Annotated in this window: 17 protein-coding genes; 3 read left to right on the top strand and 14 right to left on the bottom strand. The window is 69.5% G+C overall.

Annotation, left to right across the window (positions count from 1 at the left end; genetic code table 11):
* Position 1 precedes the first annotated feature (1 nt).
* From HZ992_RS10135 to HZ992_RS10105, 7 genes are read right to left on the bottom strand one after another with little or no spacing between them, the layout of a single operon-like run.
* Entirely contained in the window at positions 2 to 772 is a 771-nt protein-coding gene (locus tag HZ992_RS10135) for a class II aldolase/adducin family protein (RefSeq protein ID WP_209386524.1), read from the bottom strand.
* 9 nt (positions 773 to 781) lie between these two features.
* A complete protein-coding gene (hpaH, locus tag HZ992_RS10130) occupies positions 782 to 1585 on the bottom strand; it encodes a 2-oxo-hept-4-ene-1,7-dioate hydratase (protein WP_209386523.1) in 804 nt (267 codons plus the stop codon).
* A 3-nt stretch (positions 1586 to 1588) separates the two neighbouring features.
* On the bottom strand, positions 1589 to 1993 hold the full coding sequence (locus HZ992_RS10125; RefSeq protein WP_209386522.1) for a 5-carboxymethyl-2-hydroxymuconate Delta-isomerase: 405 nt from the start codon (positions 1991 to 1993) through the stop codon (positions 1589 to 1591).
* A gap of 13 nt (positions 1994 to 2006) precedes the next feature.
* Positions 2007 to 2933, bottom strand: coding sequence for a 3,4-dihydroxyphenylacetate 2,3-dioxygenase (gene hpaD / locus HZ992_RS10120; RefSeq protein WP_209386521.1), 927 nt, complete (start codon positions 2931 to 2933; stop codon positions 2007 to 2009).
* 2 nt (positions 2934 to 2935) lie between these two features.
* The gene (hpaE, locus tag HZ992_RS10115) at positions 2936 to 4393 is read right to left on the bottom strand and encodes a 5-carboxymethyl-2-hydroxymuconate semialdehyde dehydrogenase (protein ID WP_209386520.1); all 1458 of its coding nucleotides are present in this window, start codon (positions 4391 to 4393) and stop codon (positions 2936 to 2938) included.
* 25 nt (positions 4394 to 4418) lie between these two features.
* Positions 4419 to 5186 (bottom strand): fumarylacetoacetate hydrolase family protein, encoded by a 768-nt coding sequence (locus HZ992_RS10110; protein ID WP_209386519.1) that lies wholly within the window; start codon positions 5184 to 5186, stop codon positions 4419 to 4421.
* Entirely contained in the window at positions 5183 to 5878 is a 696-nt protein-coding gene (locus tag HZ992_RS10105) for a fumarylacetoacetate hydrolase family protein (RefSeq protein ID WP_209386518.1), read from the bottom strand. Before HZ992_RS10105 ends, HZ992_RS10110 begins: the two co-directional genes overlap by 4 nt.
* 78 nt (positions 5879 to 5956) lie before the next feature.
* Between HZ992_RS10105 and hpaR the strand changes: the two genes are divergently transcribed.
* Positions 5957 to 6439: a homoprotocatechuate degradation operon regulator HpaR gene (gene hpaR / locus HZ992_RS10100; protein ID WP_209386517.1), complete on the top strand. Its 483-nt coding sequence runs from the start codon at positions 5957 to 5959 to the stop codon at positions 6437 to 6439.
* Between the two features lie 14 nt (positions 6440 to 6453).
* Here hpaR and HZ992_RS10095 read toward each other — a convergent pair whose 3' ends face one another.
* The 3 genes from HZ992_RS10095 to HZ992_RS10085 form a co-directional block, all read right to left on the bottom strand.
* Positions 6454 to 8094: a GDYXXLXY domain-containing protein gene (locus HZ992_RS10095; protein ID WP_209386516.1), complete on the bottom strand. Its 1641-nt coding sequence runs from the start codon at positions 8092 to 8094 to the stop codon at positions 6454 to 6456.
* Entirely contained in the window at positions 8091 to 9071 is a 981-nt protein-coding gene (locus tag HZ992_RS10090) for a DUF2157 domain-containing protein (RefSeq protein ID WP_209386515.1), read from the bottom strand. The genes HZ992_RS10095 and HZ992_RS10090 overlap by 4 nt, the downstream gene beginning before the upstream one ends.
* A gap of 130 nt (positions 9072 to 9201) precedes the next feature.
* Positions 9202 to 9894 (bottom strand): glutathione S-transferase N-terminal domain-containing protein, encoded by a 693-nt coding sequence (locus HZ992_RS10085; RefSeq protein WP_209386514.1) that lies wholly within the window; start codon positions 9892 to 9894, stop codon positions 9202 to 9204.
* Positions 9895 to 9957: 63 nt separating this feature from the next.
* On the opposite strand from HZ992_RS10085, the gene HZ992_RS10080 reads away from it, so the two are divergent.
* Positions 9958 to 10689: a hypothetical protein gene (locus tag HZ992_RS10080; RefSeq protein WP_209386513.1), complete on the top strand. Its 732-nt coding sequence runs from the start codon at positions 9958 to 9960 to the stop codon at positions 10687 to 10689.
* A gap of 46 nt (positions 10690 to 10735) precedes the next feature.
* On the opposite strand, the gene HZ992_RS10075 is transcribed toward HZ992_RS10080, so the two are convergent.
* Genes HZ992_RS10075 through HZ992_RS10065 form a run of 3 tightly spaced genes read right to left on the bottom strand, consistent with a single transcriptional unit; the run spans position 10736 to position 13836 of the window.
* Positions 10736 to 11977, bottom strand: a complete 1242-nt coding sequence (locus tag HZ992_RS10075) for an acyl-CoA dehydrogenase family protein (RefSeq protein WP_209386512.1) — start codon at positions 11975 to 11977, stop codon at positions 10736 to 10738.
* A 17-nt stretch (positions 11978 to 11994) separates the two neighbouring features.
* Entirely contained in the window at positions 11995 to 13071 is a 1077-nt protein-coding gene (locus HZ992_RS10070) for a phosphotransferase (protein ID WP_209386511.1), read from the bottom strand.
* A gap of 60 nt (positions 13072 to 13131) precedes the next feature.
* Positions 13132 to 13836, bottom strand: a complete 705-nt coding sequence (locus tag HZ992_RS10065; protein ID WP_209386510.1) for a Crp/Fnr family transcriptional regulator — start codon at positions 13834 to 13836, stop codon at positions 13132 to 13134.
* Positions 13837 to 13916: 80 nt separating this feature from the next.
* Between HZ992_RS10065 and HZ992_RS10060 the strand changes: the two genes are divergently transcribed.
* Complete coding sequence (locus tag HZ992_RS10060) at positions 13917 to 14693, top strand: class II aldolase/adducin family protein (protein ID WP_209386509.1); 777 nt, start codon at positions 13917 to 13919, stop codon at positions 14691 to 14693.
* 19 nt (positions 14694 to 14712) lie between these two features.
* Here the strand turns inward: HZ992_RS10060 and HZ992_RS10055 are convergent, their stop codons facing one another.
* Positions 14713 to 15492 carry an oxepin-CoA hydrolase, alternative type gene (locus HZ992_RS10055; protein WP_209386508.1) on the bottom strand — a complete coding sequence of 260 codons (780 nt, stop codon included), beginning with the start codon at positions 15490 to 15492 and terminating at the stop codon, positions 14713 to 14715.
* Positions 15493 to 15541 lie beyond the last annotated feature (49 nt).

Here is a 15541-nt window from a genome sequence, read left to right as displayed (position 1 = left end):
TTCAGCGGCGGTAGCCCGGGTCTTTCGCGTCGACCAGCCGCTGCAGCGCGGTGAAGCCGTCTTCGCCCGCACCGTACTTCGGGTTGAAGTTCAGCGCATCGCGCACGCAGGCCTCGAGCACCGGCACCGGGATCGGCCGCAGCGCCCCCTTGCCCTGTGACGCCAGCTGCACCTCGCAGGCGCGCTGCAGCACCCACATGTAGGCGAAGGCCTGCGGCAGCGTCTGCCCGATCACCACCGGGCCGTGGTTGCGAAGCAGCAGCACCGGCTTGCCATCCGCGCTGGCGAGGATGCGCTGGCCCTCCTCGAGGTGCACCGTGATGCCCTCGAACGCGTGGTACGCCACCTTGCCCCACAGCTGCGCGGCGTAGAAGTTGGTGAAGGACAGGCCCTCCTCGAGGCAGCACACCGCCATCGTCGGCGTGGTGTGAACGTGCATCACGCAGTGCGCATCCGGCAGCGTGGCGTGGATGGCACCATGGAAGGTGAAGCCGGCCGGGTTGATCGGCCAGTCGCTGTGGCCGAGGATCTTGCCGTTGACGTCGACCTTGACGAGATTGGAGGCCGTCACCTCGCTGTAGTGCAGCCCGAAGGGGTTGACGAGGAACTGGCCGTCCTCGCCGGGCACACGCAGCGACAGGTGGTTGTAGATCAGCTCGGTCCAGCCCAGGTGGTCGAAGATGCGGTATGCGGCGGCGAGCTGCACGCGGGCATCCCATTCGGCGGCGCTGAAGCGCTCCGGGCGGGCGAAGGCGGGGGCAGGCGAAGTCATGGCGGCTCCTCAGGCGAATCGGAAGGACACGGTGCCCAACGGGCCGTAGTCGGCGTGGATGCAGTCGCCCGCCACGGCGGGAGTGGGGCGCGTGAAGGAGCCGGCCAGCACCACGTCGCCGGCGTTCAGGCGCTCGTCGTGACGCGCGATCTTGTTGGCCAGCCAGGCCACGCCGGTGGCGGGATGGTTCAGCACGCCGGCGGCCAGGCCCGTCTCCTCGATCACGCCGTTCTTGAACAACATCGCGCCGACCCAGCGCAGGTCCAGCGCGTCGGGCTTCACCGGCCGCCCGCCGAGCACGATGCCGGCGTTGGCGGCGAAGTCGCTGATGGTGTCGAACACCTTGCGCGGCGCCTTCGTCTCGCGATCGAACTGCTCGATGCGCGCGTCGATGATCTCCAGCGCCGGGCAGACGTAGTCGGTGGCGGCGAGCACGTCGAACAGCGTCGTGCCCGGGCCCTGCAGCGGCCGGCCGAGCACGAAGGCGAGCTCGACCTCGACACGCGGTGCGATGAATCGCTCGATGGGGATGTCGCCACCCTGCGCGAAGAACATGTCGTCCATCAGCGGCGCGTAGTCCGGCTCGTCGATCTGGCTGGACAGCTGCATCGCGCGCGAGGTCAGGCCGATCTTGCGGCCCTGGATGCAGCGGCCGTCGGCCAGCTCCAGCGCCACCCAGGCGCGCTGGATCGCGTAGCCGTCGTCGATGCTCATCTGCGGGTGCTGCCGCGAGAAGTGGCGCAGCGGCGTGCGCGCCTTGCGCGCGTCGTAGAGCTGGCGCGCCAGCGCGCTGATGGTGGCGGTGTCGAGCATGGCTCAGCCCTTGGCGAACAGCGGATGGAGGTTGCCGAACTTGGCGTCGAACACTTCGTCGCCGACGTCCACCTGCAGCGTCAGCCCGACCGGGCGGCGTGCCAGCACGGGTGCGAAATGCCGCTTCGCCGCGTCGGCGAGCGCCTGCCCGGCGGCGCGCTGCGTGGCCTCGCTGCGGCCGCGGCCCATGCGCAGGTTGAACCAGCAGAAGGCGTGGTCGCCCGAGCCGTCGGCCACTGCGAAATGCGTTGCAGGGTAGGCCAGCACGCGCGTGCCGCCGGTCGGGAAGACCTGTGCGCCGGCCTCGTCGCGCACCGACAGCATCGCATCGGCGAGCGTGCGGCACAGTGCCGTCATGTCGGTCTCGGGCTCGAGGTTGGGCGTGTAGAGGATGACGAGGTGCGGCATGGCGGCTTCTCGTTCACAGCCGCGTGGCGATCGAGGTGTAGCCCTCGGCGCTGGACGCGACGGGCGCCGGGATCGCCGCGCCCGACTGCGGCGTGACGGGGAACACGGCGTTGATCTGCCCGGTGCCGGAGGCGCCGAAGTAGGGCGTGACGATCTCCACCGGCGCGTCGTAGTCGCTCCAGCCGAGCGCGCCCATCAACATCGCGGTGTCGTGCATGAAACCTTCGCCGTGGCCCTTGGCGGCGTACTCGGGCAGCATGCCGCAGAAGGTCTTCCAGTCGCCGCGCTTCCAGATCTCGACCACCTCGTGGTCCAGCGCCTGCAGGAAGGGGCTCCAGATCTTGAAGGCGAACTCCGGCGCGAGGCCGTTCTGCGCGAAGCGGTGGCTAAGCGACCCGCTCGCGAGAAAGGCCACCGTGCCGTCGTAGTGCTTCTCCACCGCGCGTCGCATCGCCCAGCCCAGCCGCGAGCTGTCGTTCAGGTAGTGCGCCTGGCACAGCGCCGACACCGACACCACCTTGAAGTGTTGGTCCTCGTTCATGTAGCGCATCGGCACTAGCGTGCCGTACTCCGGCGCGAGCGTGGTGCGCTCATGCGCCAGCGTCTCCACGCCCATCTCATTGGCCACCTTGGCGAGCAATTGGCCGAGTGCCGGGTTGCCCGGGAACTCGTAGCCCAGGTTGGAGATGAAGTGTGGCAGCTCGTTGCTCGTGTACAGGCCCCTGAAGTGCGGCGCGCAATTGACGTGGTAGTTGGCGTTGACCAGCCAGTGCGTGTCGAACACGACGATGGTGTCGACGCCGAGCGCGCGGCAGCGGCGGCCGATCTCCTTGTGCCCGTCGATCGCGTCCTGCCGCGTGCCCTTGCGCGGGCCGTCGAGCTCGCTGAGGTACATCGACGGGACGTGGGTGATCTTGGCGGCGAGTGCCAGCGTGCCCATGCTCAGGCCCCCCAGTGCGGAATGTGGTGCGAGCCCAGCGACACCGCAACGTTCTTCGGCTCGAGGAACACCTCGTAGCTCCAGGTGCCGCCCTCGCGTCCGGTGCCGCTGGCCTTGGTGCCGCCGAAAGGCTGGCGCAGGTCGCGCACGTTCTGGCTGTTGACGAAGCACATGCCGGCCTCGATGGCCGCCGCCACGCGGTGCGCGCGGCCGAGGTTCTCGGTCCACACATAGCTCGACAGGCCATAGGCGATGTCGTTGGCGATGCGGATCGCGTCGGCCTCGTCGTCGAAGGGGATCAGGCAGGCCACCGGGCCGAAGATCTCGTCCTGGGCGATCTTCATGCGGTTGTCGACGTCGGCGAATACGGTCGGCCGCACGAAGTTGCCGCGCTTCAGGTGCGCCGGCAGATCGGGTGCCTCCAGCCCGCCGCACAGCAGCGTGGCGCCTTCCTTCGGGCCCAGCTCGATGTAGTGGCGCACCTTGGCAAGATGCGCCTGGCTGATCAACGGGCCGATGATCGTCTTCTCGTCCAGCGGGTCGCCCACCGTGATGCGCTTCGCGCGCTCGGCGAACTTCGCCGCGAAGTCGGCATAGATCGACTTCTGCACGAGGATGCGGCTGCCCGCCGTGCAACGCTCGCCGTTGTTGCTGAAGATCATGAACACGGCGGCGTCGAGAGCGCGGGCCCGATCGGCGTCGTCGAAGACCACGAAGGGGCTCTTGCCGCCAAGCTCCATGCTGAACTTCTTCAGCCCCGCGGCCTGCACGATGCGGTTGCCGGTGACGGTGCTGCCGGTGAAGGAGATGGCGCGCACGTCGGGGTGGGCGACCAGCGGCTCGCCGGCTTCGCGGCCGTAGCCGTGCACGATGTTGAGCACGCCGGCCGGGATGCCGGCCTCCAGCGCCAGCTCGCCCAGGCGCGCCGCGCTCATCGGCGAGAGTTCGCTCATCTTCAGCACGGCGGTGTTGCCGAAGGCCAGCGCCGGCGCGACCTTCCAGGTCGCCGTCATGAAGGGCACGTTCCACGGGCTGATCAACGCGCACACGCCCACCGGGTGGTACAGCGTGTAGTTCAGGTGCGTGGGCGTCGGGTAGGTGTGGCCGTCCACGCGCACGCACATCTCGGCAAAGTAGTGGAAGTTGTCGGCGGCGCGCGGCACCAGCTGCTTGCCGGTCTGCGCGATCACCTGGCCCGTATCCTGCGTCTCGGTGCGCGCAATCTCCGGCACGTGCGCGGCAATCAGTTCGCCGAGCTTGCGCATCAGCTTCGCGCGCTCGGTGGCGGGCAGTCCGGCCCACTTCGGGAAGGCGGCCTTCGCCGCGGCCACTGCGGCATCGACCTCGGCGGCACCGCCTTGCGCCACCTCGCCCAGCACCTCCTGCGTGGCCGGGTTGAGGGACTCGAAGCGGCCGCGGCTGCCCACCGGCTTGCCGTCGATCAGGTGCTGGATGTGCATGGAAGGGGGCTCCTGGCGGCCGCGCTCAGCGGCCGAAGATCTCGTCGCCGACGATGGTGTTGACGAGCCGGCCGATGCCGTCGATCTCGGTCACCACCTCGTCGCCCTCGTTGACGTTGACCACGCCGTCGGGCGTGCCGGTGAGGATCACGTCGCCGGGCTGCAGCGTCATGAAGCCGCTGAGGTACTCGATCAGCGCCGGGATGTCGTCGATCATGTCGCAGGTGTTTCCTTGCTGCGTCACCACGCCGTTGACCCGCGTGCGCAAGGCCAGCGCGTGAGGGTCGGGCACGTCGGCAGCGTCGACGAACCAGGGCCCGAGCACGGTGCCGCCATCGCGATTCTTCACGCGCAGGTTGGGGCGGTACCAGTTCTCGAGGAAGTCGCGCACGGCGTAGTCGTTGCACACGGTGTAACCGGCCACGTGCCGCATCGCCTCGCCGCGCGACACCTGCCGTGCAGTCTTGCCGATGACGACGGCGAGCTCGCACTCGTAGTGCATGAAGGCCACGCCGCGCGGGCGGCGCGTCACGCCGCGGTGGCCGATCAGCGATCCGGGGCCCTTGAGGAACACCAGCGGCTCGTCCTTGGACGTGACGGTCAGCTCCTTGGCGAGTTCCTTCACATGATCGGCATAGTTCAGGCCCAGCGCGATGATCGTGCCGACCTCGAAGGGCGGCAGCCACACCACCTCGTGCTCGGCGAGCACGCGGCCGTCGGCGAGTTGCAGGCCACGCTCGTGCGGGTGCGCCTCGTGAAGGGCGCCGGCGTAGGCGACGCGGGCGGTCTTCATGCACTGGACTCTTCGGTCTCGGCGACCAGCCGGCCGTGCAGGCGGCCCAGCCCGTCGCAGTCGATGGCGAAGGATTCGTCGGCACCACCCTGCGGCGCGCCGGCCGCCACGCCCAGCATGAGCACGTCGCCGGCGTGCAGCGTCATGAACTCGGTGACGTCCTGCAGCAGTTGCGCCACCGGGCGGGTCATGCCGGCCGTGCGGGCGACATGGGCCGGGCGGTCGCCCACCGAGATGCGGATCTGCAGCGCATCGGCGTCGGCCAGCGTGTCGCGCGGCACCGGCACGCCGAGCAGGCACGAGCTGTCGCGTGCGCGCAGCCTGACGTTGGGCCGGTAGAGGCTGCCGTGCGGCACGCACAGGTCGGCCACCAGCACCCAGCCAGCGACGAAGCACAGCGCCTCGTCTGCCCTCACGCGGCAGGCACTGCGGCCGATGACGATGCCCAGCGACGCACCGATCTCCATGCGGCCGGCGTCGCCAGGCACCGCCACGGCAGCCCCGTCGGCGGCCAGTGTGTTGCGCGGCTTGACATAGAGCACCGGGGCCCGCGGCGGCGCCTTGTAGGGCGGGGCGTTCACGGCATCGCCGATCGCGGCGAGCGAGGCCGGATCGTTCAGCAGCGTGCCGATCACCACCCCGGAGAGCCGCCAGGGCGCGAAATCCAGATCGAGCGAGCAGGGCGATGACATGGACCGCGGCCGGACTTGATTGCTAAGATGTTAGCAATGTAGTCGCTCAGATGTGAACGAGTCAAGTACGATCCGCCCATGGCCTCGCCTGTCCGCCGCGCCCGCGCCGCCCCCGGGTTCAAGCACCGCAACCTGCCTCTGCTGCTGCTGCAGGCGCGCGAGCGCGTGATCGGCCGCTTTCGCCCGCTGCTCAACGCGAACGGCATCACCGAGCAGCAGTGGCGCATCGTGCGGGCGCTGCTCGAGACGGGGCCGCTGGAGCCGCGCGAGATCGTCGCGGTGTGCGGCATCTCCAGCCCGAGTCTGGCCGGCGTGCTGGCGCGCATGGAGGAACTGGGTTTCGTGACGCGCGAGCGCCTGGACCACGACCAGCGCCGCCTGCGGGTCTCGCTGACGGCGAAGAGCCGAACGCTGGCGGTGCGCATGGCGCCGCAGGTCGAAGCAGCCTATGCCGAGCTGGAGGGGCAGGTCGGTGCGCCGCTGCTGCAGCGGCTCTATGCCGTGCTCGACGAACTGGTCGAGACGCTCGAACCTGCCGCGGACGGCGACGGCGGCGCCTGAGCGCACGGTTCACGTCACAGCGCTTCGAGGTTCGGCCCGCGCAGGCCCACCAGCAAGGCCTTGCCGTTCGCATCGACGCGGAACTCCCCGTACTTCGCCGGCTGCCAGCGCTGCGCTTCGCCCTCGCGGAAGAACCAGGCGTCGCTGACCAGGATCCAGCGGCCGTCCTTGGGCGTGAGTTCGAAACGGAACTCCTCGGTGGCCAGCGCGGTGCCGTCGTCCAGGCGCACGAGGGTGGCCACGCCGCGCTCGTCGCGGCGGCCAATCATGCGCGGCCGCTGGCTGCTCGTCAGGCCGTCCAGCCGCGACTGCACCTCGCCAGGCATGCGGAAGTTCAGGCGCATGAAGTCGCCCTGCATCAGCGAACGCGGGTCCACCGGTGCGAGCTCGACGTACACCGGCCGGCCATGCGCGATCAGGTCCTCCTTCTGCCAGATGCCCACGTTGGCGACGGCCAGCACGGCGACGACGCTGGCGGCGATGCCCCAGCGCGCCGAAGCGCCGCCCCGGTTCTCGGGCGCTGCCGGTGTGGCCTGGCCAGCCCGGTGGGCCGTGCCCGCCCACCATCCCAGCGCACCGAGCACCGCGCCGGCGCCCACCAGCACGGCGGCCTTGGTCGCCAGCGGCCAGTCGAGCTGGTAGTAGAAGGCGCCGACGATCCAGGCCGCGGCCACGCCGGCCGCCGTAGCCAGCCGCCAGCGCGCACTGGTGGCACAGACCGCCAACGCGAGCAGCACGGCTCCGAGCGCCGGCATGAACCAGGCCAGAGCGACCAGCACCGCACCGACACCGGCGTAGGCGGGCCGGCCCAGGCCCGGCCAGCCTCGCACGGCCCACCCCATGCCGGCCAGCGCCAGCACCGCGGACAGCGCCTGCCGAATCCCCATCGACCACGCGGCGGGCGCCCGGCGGCCGAGTTCGCGCGCCACCTCGCCGACGAAACCCCCGCCCAGGCTGCCACCCACCAGGAAGGTCATGCCGGACCACCAGGCCAGGCCGGCCAGCGTGGCGAGCAGCCAGCCCGCGGCGATCGACTCCAGCGCCGCCGCTGCTCGCGCTCGTGCCGCGTCGCCCTGCAGCTGGCGCTGCAGCCACAGAGCAAGAAGCCAGACGGCGGCAGCCAGGTGCCAGCTGAGCCAGAAGCGGTCCAGGGCAAAGTCGCCGTCGAAGCGCCAGCGCGAGGGCGAGCCAGCGACGACGAACAGGATCGCCGCGGCCGCGCCGAGCAGCACGCGCAGCCAGGGGCCGCGCACCAGCAGAGCCACGCCCAGCGAGACGAGGCAGAGCACGGCGGCGCCGGTTGTATGGTGCAGGTCGCGGAACAAGCCGAAGCCCAGCGATCCGCCGCCCACCAGCAGGGCCGGCACGGCCAGTTGTTCGATGAACAGGGGCACCGAGCGCGAGCGCAGCACCACCACTGCGCCGGCCAGCATCAGCGTGCCGATGAAGTAGGGCCCGGCACTGCGGCTGATCAGGTCGCCCAGCAACATGCCGACGACGCCCAGCAGCGGCAGCGTGGCGAGCCAGGCGCCCAGCGCGGTGAGCAGCACCACCGGCCAGGGGCGGTCGTTGTCGGTGGGGGCGGTGGCCCCGGCCGGCAGCAGGCCTTCTGAGATGCCGGCATGCAGCACCGCATCGAGGGGATGGCGGCTCATGACAAGGCTCCCGTGGCTGCGTGGTGGCGAGACAATCGCAGCACGCCGTTCACGCTGGCGGCCAGCAGGCCGGCGGCCACGATGCCGAGCAGGAACAGGCTGCCGATCCCGTCACCTCCGCGCGAGTTCTCGAAGAGCAGGCGGCCCAGGCCGGCCACCAGCAGCGTGTTCAGCCCCAGGGCCACGGCGCTGAGCGCGAAGACGTCGAAGCTGCGGCGCGCCGCAAAGGCCGCTGCCGCCACCGCCAGCACGATCAGGCCGAAAGCGTAGTGCGTGCCGACCGAGCGCGAGAACAGGCCGCCCAGCGCCGTCAGCGTGATGATCACCACGGCCAGCGTCGCGGCCGTTCGCAAGGCCCAGGGCCCCGCGCCGGTGATTCGCTGCAGCGGCGCGCTCAGGAAGCCGAGCACCAGCAAGGCCGCGGACCAGCCGGCCAGGTGGGCGGCCAGGTCACCGGGCTCGACGCGCCAGCGGTGACCCGTGTGCGCATGCACCCACAGCGAGATCGCCGTCATCGTCACCAGCGCCCAGGGCGACCACAGCAGTTCGGAGCGCAACCCCAGGCACAACGGCAGCGTGAGCGCGGCCCACAGGGCAAACAGCTGCCAGGGGTCGGCGCCGGTCTGGTAGGTCTGCCCGAAGTAGGCGAACAGGCCACCCGTGGCGAGCAGCGCGACCAGCCCCAGCGCCGCGCGTGCGCCGGCGCGCCAGAAGGCGCCCAGACCCATCGCGACGATGGCGCCTTCGAGGACGGCGAAGCGGCCGAAGCGGCCGAGCGTCTCCCAGTTGGCCGCGATCCAGAAAATCAGCCCGAGCCCGCCGAGCGCCGCGGCCAGCCCCGCGATGCCGATCGGCAGCCAGCGCGACAGTGATTCGGGCTGGCGGTCGAAGCCTGCCAGTTCTTCGAGCCGCCGCGAAGCGCGCGCCTCCAGCCGGTGTTCGGCGGCGAGTTCGTACAGCGCCAGTCTCAAGTCCATCGATTCTCCCCAGGTGCCGTGATGCGGCGCAGGCATCGTAGCCGCGCGCACTCCGGGTCATCGGGGCAAGATCGGGCTTGGCGCCGGGCGACACCGGTGGTGCCGCGGCGCGATACCGCGCCAGGCGCCGTCAGCGCTTCTGGTACTGGGTGGCGCCGAACAGCGTCTCGCGCGCCTTGTCGTCGATCAATGGCTTGCGCTGGTTCGCCAGCACCTCGACGCCGCGCTGCACCGCGGGGCGGTGACCGATCTCGTCGAACCAGCCCTTGAGGTGCGGATGGTCGTTCCAGTCGATGCCCTGGTTCTTCCAGGAGCGCAGCCAGGGAAAGATGGCGATGTCGGCGATCGAGTATTCCGGCCCGCCGATGTACTTGCTCTTGGCCAGACGCCGGTCCATCACGCCGTACAGGCGCTTCGCCTCGTTGGTGTAGCGGTCCACCGCGTAGGCGATCTTCTCGGGCGCATAGATGCGGAAGTGGTGCGCCTGGCCGAGCATCGGCCCGACACCGCCCATCTGGAACATCAGCCACTCCAGCACCTCGTACCTGCCGCGTGTGTCGGCAGGCAGGAATCGGCCGGTCTTGCCGGCGAGGTAGAGCAGGATGGCGCCGGACTCGAACAGAGAGATCGGCGCGCCGTCCGGGCCGTCGGGGTCGACGATGGCGGGGATCTTGTTGTTCGGGCTGATGCGCAGGAACTCAGGCTTGAACTGGTCGCCGGCGCCGATGTCCACCGGGATCACGCGGTACGGCAGGCCGCACTCCTCGAGCATGATGTGAACCTTGTGGCCATTCGGCGTCGCCCACGAATACACTTCGATCATGTTCTCGTTCTCCTGGTCAGGGCAGCTCGCCGCTGCTGACACTCTAGTGGATTGATCGCCGGCATGCTGGAGTCGTTCAAGCGCTTCTTCGCGGGCCAGGCGCCCGCTCCCGAATGGGCCGACGTGGCCGATTGGGCGGGCAAGCGCGGCCTGCACTTCAAGCGGGTGCACGAGGGCGAGGGCTTCGTCGTCGACGGGCGATTGGACGACAAGCCCTGGCGCATGGAATGGGGCCCGCCGCAGCGCGCCTACATCGCCGGCCGCGAGTTGCGCATCCGCATGGAGCTCAAGCTGCCCGGCGACCTGCAGATGCTGCTGCTGTCCAAGCCGCTGATGGACCAGCTCGAGCGGCAGACCTACGAGAATTTCACCGAAGGCTTGCAGACGCAGATCGACACCTCGTCACCCGAGGAGATGCGCTGGCTGGTGATGTTCCCCAAGCTCAACCTGAACGGCTACCGCGTGCTGCGCAGCCACTTCGGCATGGTGGCCAGCGCGCCGCCGACGGGCCTGGCCTGGATCGAGGGGCCGCTGGGCCTGCACCTCGAGCGCGCGCTGGGCACGCTGCTGCAGAACGACCCGCCCTTCGTGCTGATGACCTTGCGCGGGCGCGCCTACCTGCGTACGCAATTGGTCGATCCCGACCCGGCCTCGCTGGCGATCGCACTCGACCTCTTCGAGACCGCGGTGGCCCAGGCACTGCGCGTCGCCGCGCACCTGGGCGACAGCGCCCAGGAATGGCCGAGCACCGGCTCGACCGCCTGGCAGAACTTCGACGACAGCAAACCGCGCTGAGCGGTCTGCGCCGCGCAGGCCGGGGCCGGCACGCAGCCCCGGTGTTTCAGGCGTGCTTGCCGATCTCGATCTTGGCGATCGCGTTGTGGTGCACCTCGTCCGGGCCGTCCGCGTAGCGCAGCGTGCGCGCAGCGGTGTAGAAGTAGGCCAGCGGCGTGTCCTGGCTCATGCCGGCGCCGCCATAGACCTGCATCGCCCAGTCGATCACCTTGCAGGCCATCGTCGGTGCGACGACCTTGATCATGGCGATCTCGGCCTGTGCGCTCTTGTTGCCGGCCATGTCCATCATCCACGCGGCCTTGAGCGTCAGCAGGCGGGCCTGGTCGATCATGCAACGCGCCTCGGCAATGCGCTCGCGCGTCACGCCCTGTTCGGCCACCGGGCGGCCGAAGGCCACGCGCTTCGTGGCGCGCTTGCACATCAGCTCGAGCGAACGCTCGGCCAGGCCGATCAGGCGCATGCAGTGGTGGATGCGCCCGGGGCCGAGGCGGCCTTGCGCGATCTCGAAGCCGCGGCCCTCGCCGAGCAGGATGTTGCTGGCCGGCACGCGCACGTTCTCGAACAGCACTTCCATGTGGCCGTGCGGCGCGTCGTCGTAACCGAACACCTGCAGGGCGCGTAGCACCTTCACCCCCGGGGTGTCGGCGGGCACCAGGATCATCGACTGCTGCGAATGGCGCGCCGCCGTCGGGTCGGTCTTGCCCATGAAGATGTAGATCTTGCAGCGCGGGTCGCCGGCGCCGGAGGTCCACCACTTGCGGCCGTTGATGACGTAGTCGTTGCCGTCGCGCACGATGCGCGCCTCGATGTTGGTGGCGTCCGATGAAGCCACTGCCGGCTCGGTCATCGCGAAGGCGCTGCGCATCTTGCCGTCGAGCAAGGGCTCGAGCCAGAGCTTCTTGTGCTCCTCGCTGCCGTAGCGGACGATGGTCTCCATGTTGCCGGTGTCAGGCGCCGAGCAATTGAAGACCTCGCTGGCCCAGGGCACGCGCCCCATGATCTCGGCCAGCGGCGCGTACTCCTGGTTCGACAGGCCCACGCCGTAGTTGCCGGAGGTGTTCTTGTGGCCGTCGGCGCTGGGCGGCAGGAACAGGTTCCACAGGCCCGCGGCGCGCGCCTTCGGCTTGAGCTTCTCGATCACCTCCAGCGGCGTCCAGCGCTTGCCGGCTGCCGTGTTGGCCTCGATCTCGGCCCACCAGGCCGGCTCGGCCGGGTAGATGTGCTCGTCCATGAAGCGCTGCAGTTGAGCCTGCAGTTCGCGGGTGCGTGGCGAGTAGCTGAAGTCCATGTGTCTCTCCGGGGTTGTCAGGCGGACTGCGCGATGCGCCAGCCCATTTCGGCCAGGGGCCGCGCGCCGGCGCCGGCGGAGGTCGCCTGCGCGCTCGAGGCGGTGCCCTCAACGACGCGCTTGGCGATGCCCTGCAGGATGCCGGCCATGCGGAACAGGTTGTAGGCCATGTAGAAATTCCAGTCGGCCATCACCGCATCGGCGTCGGGCCGGCCGGTGCGCTCGCAGTAGCGGCGCACGTAGGTCTTCTCGTCGGGGATGCCCAGCGCCGCGAGGTCGACGCCACCGATGCCGCGGAACGATCCCGGCGGGATGTGCCACGACATGCAGTGGTAGCTGAAGTCGGCCAGCGGGTGGCCCAGCGTCGACAGTTCCCAGTCGAGCACCGCGAGGATGCGCGGCTCGGTGGGGTGGAAGACGAGGTTGTCGAGCCGGTAGTCGCCGTGCACCACCGACACCTGGCTCTCGTCGCGCGCGCTGGCCGGCATGTGCGCGGGCAACCATTCCATCAGCCGGTCCATGGCCTCGATGGGCTCGGTGATCGAGGCGATGTACTGCTTGCTCCAGCGGCCGATCTGGCGGTCGAAGTAGTTGCCAGGCTTGCCGTATGTGGCCAGGCCGGCGGCGCTCACGTCGACCTTGTGCAGTGCCGCGATGACGCGGTTCATCTCGTCGTAGATCGCGCTGCGTTCGGTGTGGGGCAGGCCCGGCAAGGTCTGGTCCCATAGCACGCGGCCCTGCACGAACTCCATCACGTAGAAGGCGCGGCCGATGACGGATTCGTCTTCGCACAGCAGATGCATCGTCGGCACCGGCACGCCGCTGCCGCGCAGCGCGCGCATCACGGTGAACTCGCGTTCGATGGCGTGTGCGGACGGCAGCAACTTGGCCACCGGCCCGGGCTTGCAGCGCATCACGTAGGTGGTGGCCGGAGTGATCAGCTTGAAGGTCGGGTTGGACTGCCCACCCTTGAACTGCTCGACCGTCAGCGGGCCGCGAAAGCCGTCGAGGCGCTCCTCGAGATGGGCCTGCAGCACGGCGATGTCGAAGGCGTGCTGCTCGGCGATGGGCTTGGTTCCGGAGTAGGCGTCCATGGGCTGGTCAGAAACGGTGAATGACAAGCCGGCCGCAGCCGCGACCGGCGCGGCGTGAGATCACTTCTCGGCGATGGCGAGCAGCTTCTCTTTCGAGAGCACGACCAGGCGCGTCGGCTCGATGCGCACCGCGCCTTCGCGTTCGAAACCCTTGAGCTCCTGGTTGACCCGTTGCCGCGAGGCACCGAGCAGCTGGGCCAGATCTTCCTGTGCAAGCTGCAGCCCGATGCGGATTTCTTCGCCTTGATCGATGCCATAGGCACGCGCCAGCAGCAGCACCTGCTTGGCCAGGCGCGCTGCCAGCGGCCGGGTGTTCAGGTCTTCGATGGTGTCGAACATCAGGCGCAATCGCCGGCAGTTCAGGCGCAGCAGCGCGTCGTACAACTCGACGTGCTGCGCGAGCAGCTCCTTGAAGTCGGCCTTGCGCACCACCAGAAGCGTGGTCTCGCCATGCGCGCTGGCATCGTGCGTGCGCGGCAGGCCGTCGAACAGGGCGATGTCGCCGAACCAGGTGCCGGGCTCGACGTAGGTCAGCGTGACCTGCTTGCCCGACAACGACACCGAGCTGACCCGCACGGCGCCCTTGGCCACGCCGACCCACTCCTGTGCCGGCGTGCCGCGTGCCGACAGCGTGGCGCCGTCGGCCAGGCGCCGTACCGTCGAGCGGGCGAGGATGGCCTGGCGCAGGGGCAGCGAGAGCTTCGAGAACCAAGAGCCCGACTCGATGTTGGAACGTTCGTCGATGGTAAGCGCGGGGGTGTTCATGTTCAGTCGCTGACGTGACAGCATGATGCGTCTGTGCCAACCTATTGTCCACGAGCAAAACCCGCCACGAGGAGACGACATTGAGCACCGACGCACTGCAGATTCCCAGCCGCCAGGGACAGGTCAGCCCCGAGGAGTGGCAGACCCGGGTGGACCTCGCCGCGGCCTACCGGCTGGTGGCGCTCTTCAAGTGGGACGACCTCGTCTTCACGCACATCAGCGCGCGCGTGCCGGGCCGCGACAACGAGTTCCTGATCAACCCCTACGGGCTGATGTTCGAGGAGATCACCGCGTCGAGCTTGGTGCGCATCGACACCGCCGGCAACAAGCTCGACGACTCGCCGTTCCCGGTCAACCCGGCTGGCTTCACGATCCACAGCGCCATCCACGCGGTGCGCCACGACGCGCAATGCGTGCTGCACACGCACACGCTCAACGGCATCGCGGTATCGGCGCAGAAGGAGGGCGTGCTGCCGCTGTCGCAGCAGTCGATCTTCGTGCTGTCCAGCCTGGGTTACCACGGCTACGAGGGCGTGGCGCTCAACGAGGACGAGAAGCCTCGGCTGGTGGCCGATCTGGGAGACAAGTCGTTCCTGATGCTGCGCAATCACGGGCTGCTCACGGTCGGGCCGACGATCGCCGACGCCTTCCTGAACATGTACCTGTTCGAGACCGTCTGCACCATCCAGGTCCGGGCGCTGGCCGGCAGCCGCGAGTTGACGCATGTCGATCCACGCATCATCGCGGGTGCCCAGCAGCAGGCCAAGGTCGTCACGCGCGGTGTCGGTGGCGGGGCGTTGACCTGGCCTGGGCTGCTGCGCAGGCTCGACCGCCAGAACCCCGGCTACCGCAGCTGAGACTGCGGCACGGCGTCGATCACTCGAAACGCGGCGCGCGCTTGCCGACGAAGGCCTGGATGCCTTCGCCGCCGTTGGCGTGGAACAGGTTGACGATGAAGTGGTCGCGCTCGGCGCCCAGTTGGGCGTTCAGTGGCTGATCGGCCGCCGCATTCAGCAGCTCCTTGCCGCTGGCCACGGCGTTGGGCGCCATGGCGGACAGCCGGTCGGCCAGCCGCAGCGCCACGGCCAGCGCATTGCCCGGCTCGGTGACGGCGTTGACGATGCCCCAGCCTTGCAGTTGCCGCGCCGAGACCGGCTCGGCCAGCCACACCATCTGCTGCACGGCCTGGCGGGGCAGGGCGCGCAGCAGCTGCCAGCTGGCGCCGCCGTCGGGCGACAGGCCCAGCTTGGCGTACGAAAGGATGAACTTCGCGTCCTCGGCCGCGACGATCATGTCGCAGGCCAGCGTGAGAGAGAAACCGGCGCCCGCCGCGGCACCTTCGACGGCCGCCAGCACCGGCTTCGGGCAGGCGCGCAGCGCCTCGACCCACTGGTTCAGCCGCTCCAGCATGCGCGCCTGGGCGGGCGGGCCGGCCTGCCTTCGGGCCATCAGGCCCTGCAGGTTGCCGCCGGCGCAGAAGTGCTGGCCCGCGCCGCGCAGAACCACGCAGCGAACGTCGTCGTCTGACTCGGCCGTGCTCAGCGCCTCGATTCCGGCCGTGATGACCGCCTCGGACAGCGTGTTGCGGGTATCCGGGTCGCTGATCGTGAGAATCAGCACGGCGCCTTGGCGCTCTGTCAGCAGTTCGGAAGGCATGGGCTCGCGAGGCGCCGGTGATCGGTCGATTGTGTCACGGCCCTGCCTC

Origin of the sequence: Rhizobacter sp. AJA081-3 (assembly GCF_017795745.1) — a bacterium.
Taxonomy (GTDB): domain Bacteria; phylum Pseudomonadota; class Gammaproteobacteria; order Burkholderiales; family Burkholderiaceae_C; genus Piscinibacter.
Note: the sequence above shows the minus strand (reverse complement) of the source record. Positions and strands in the feature narration are given on the sequence as shown.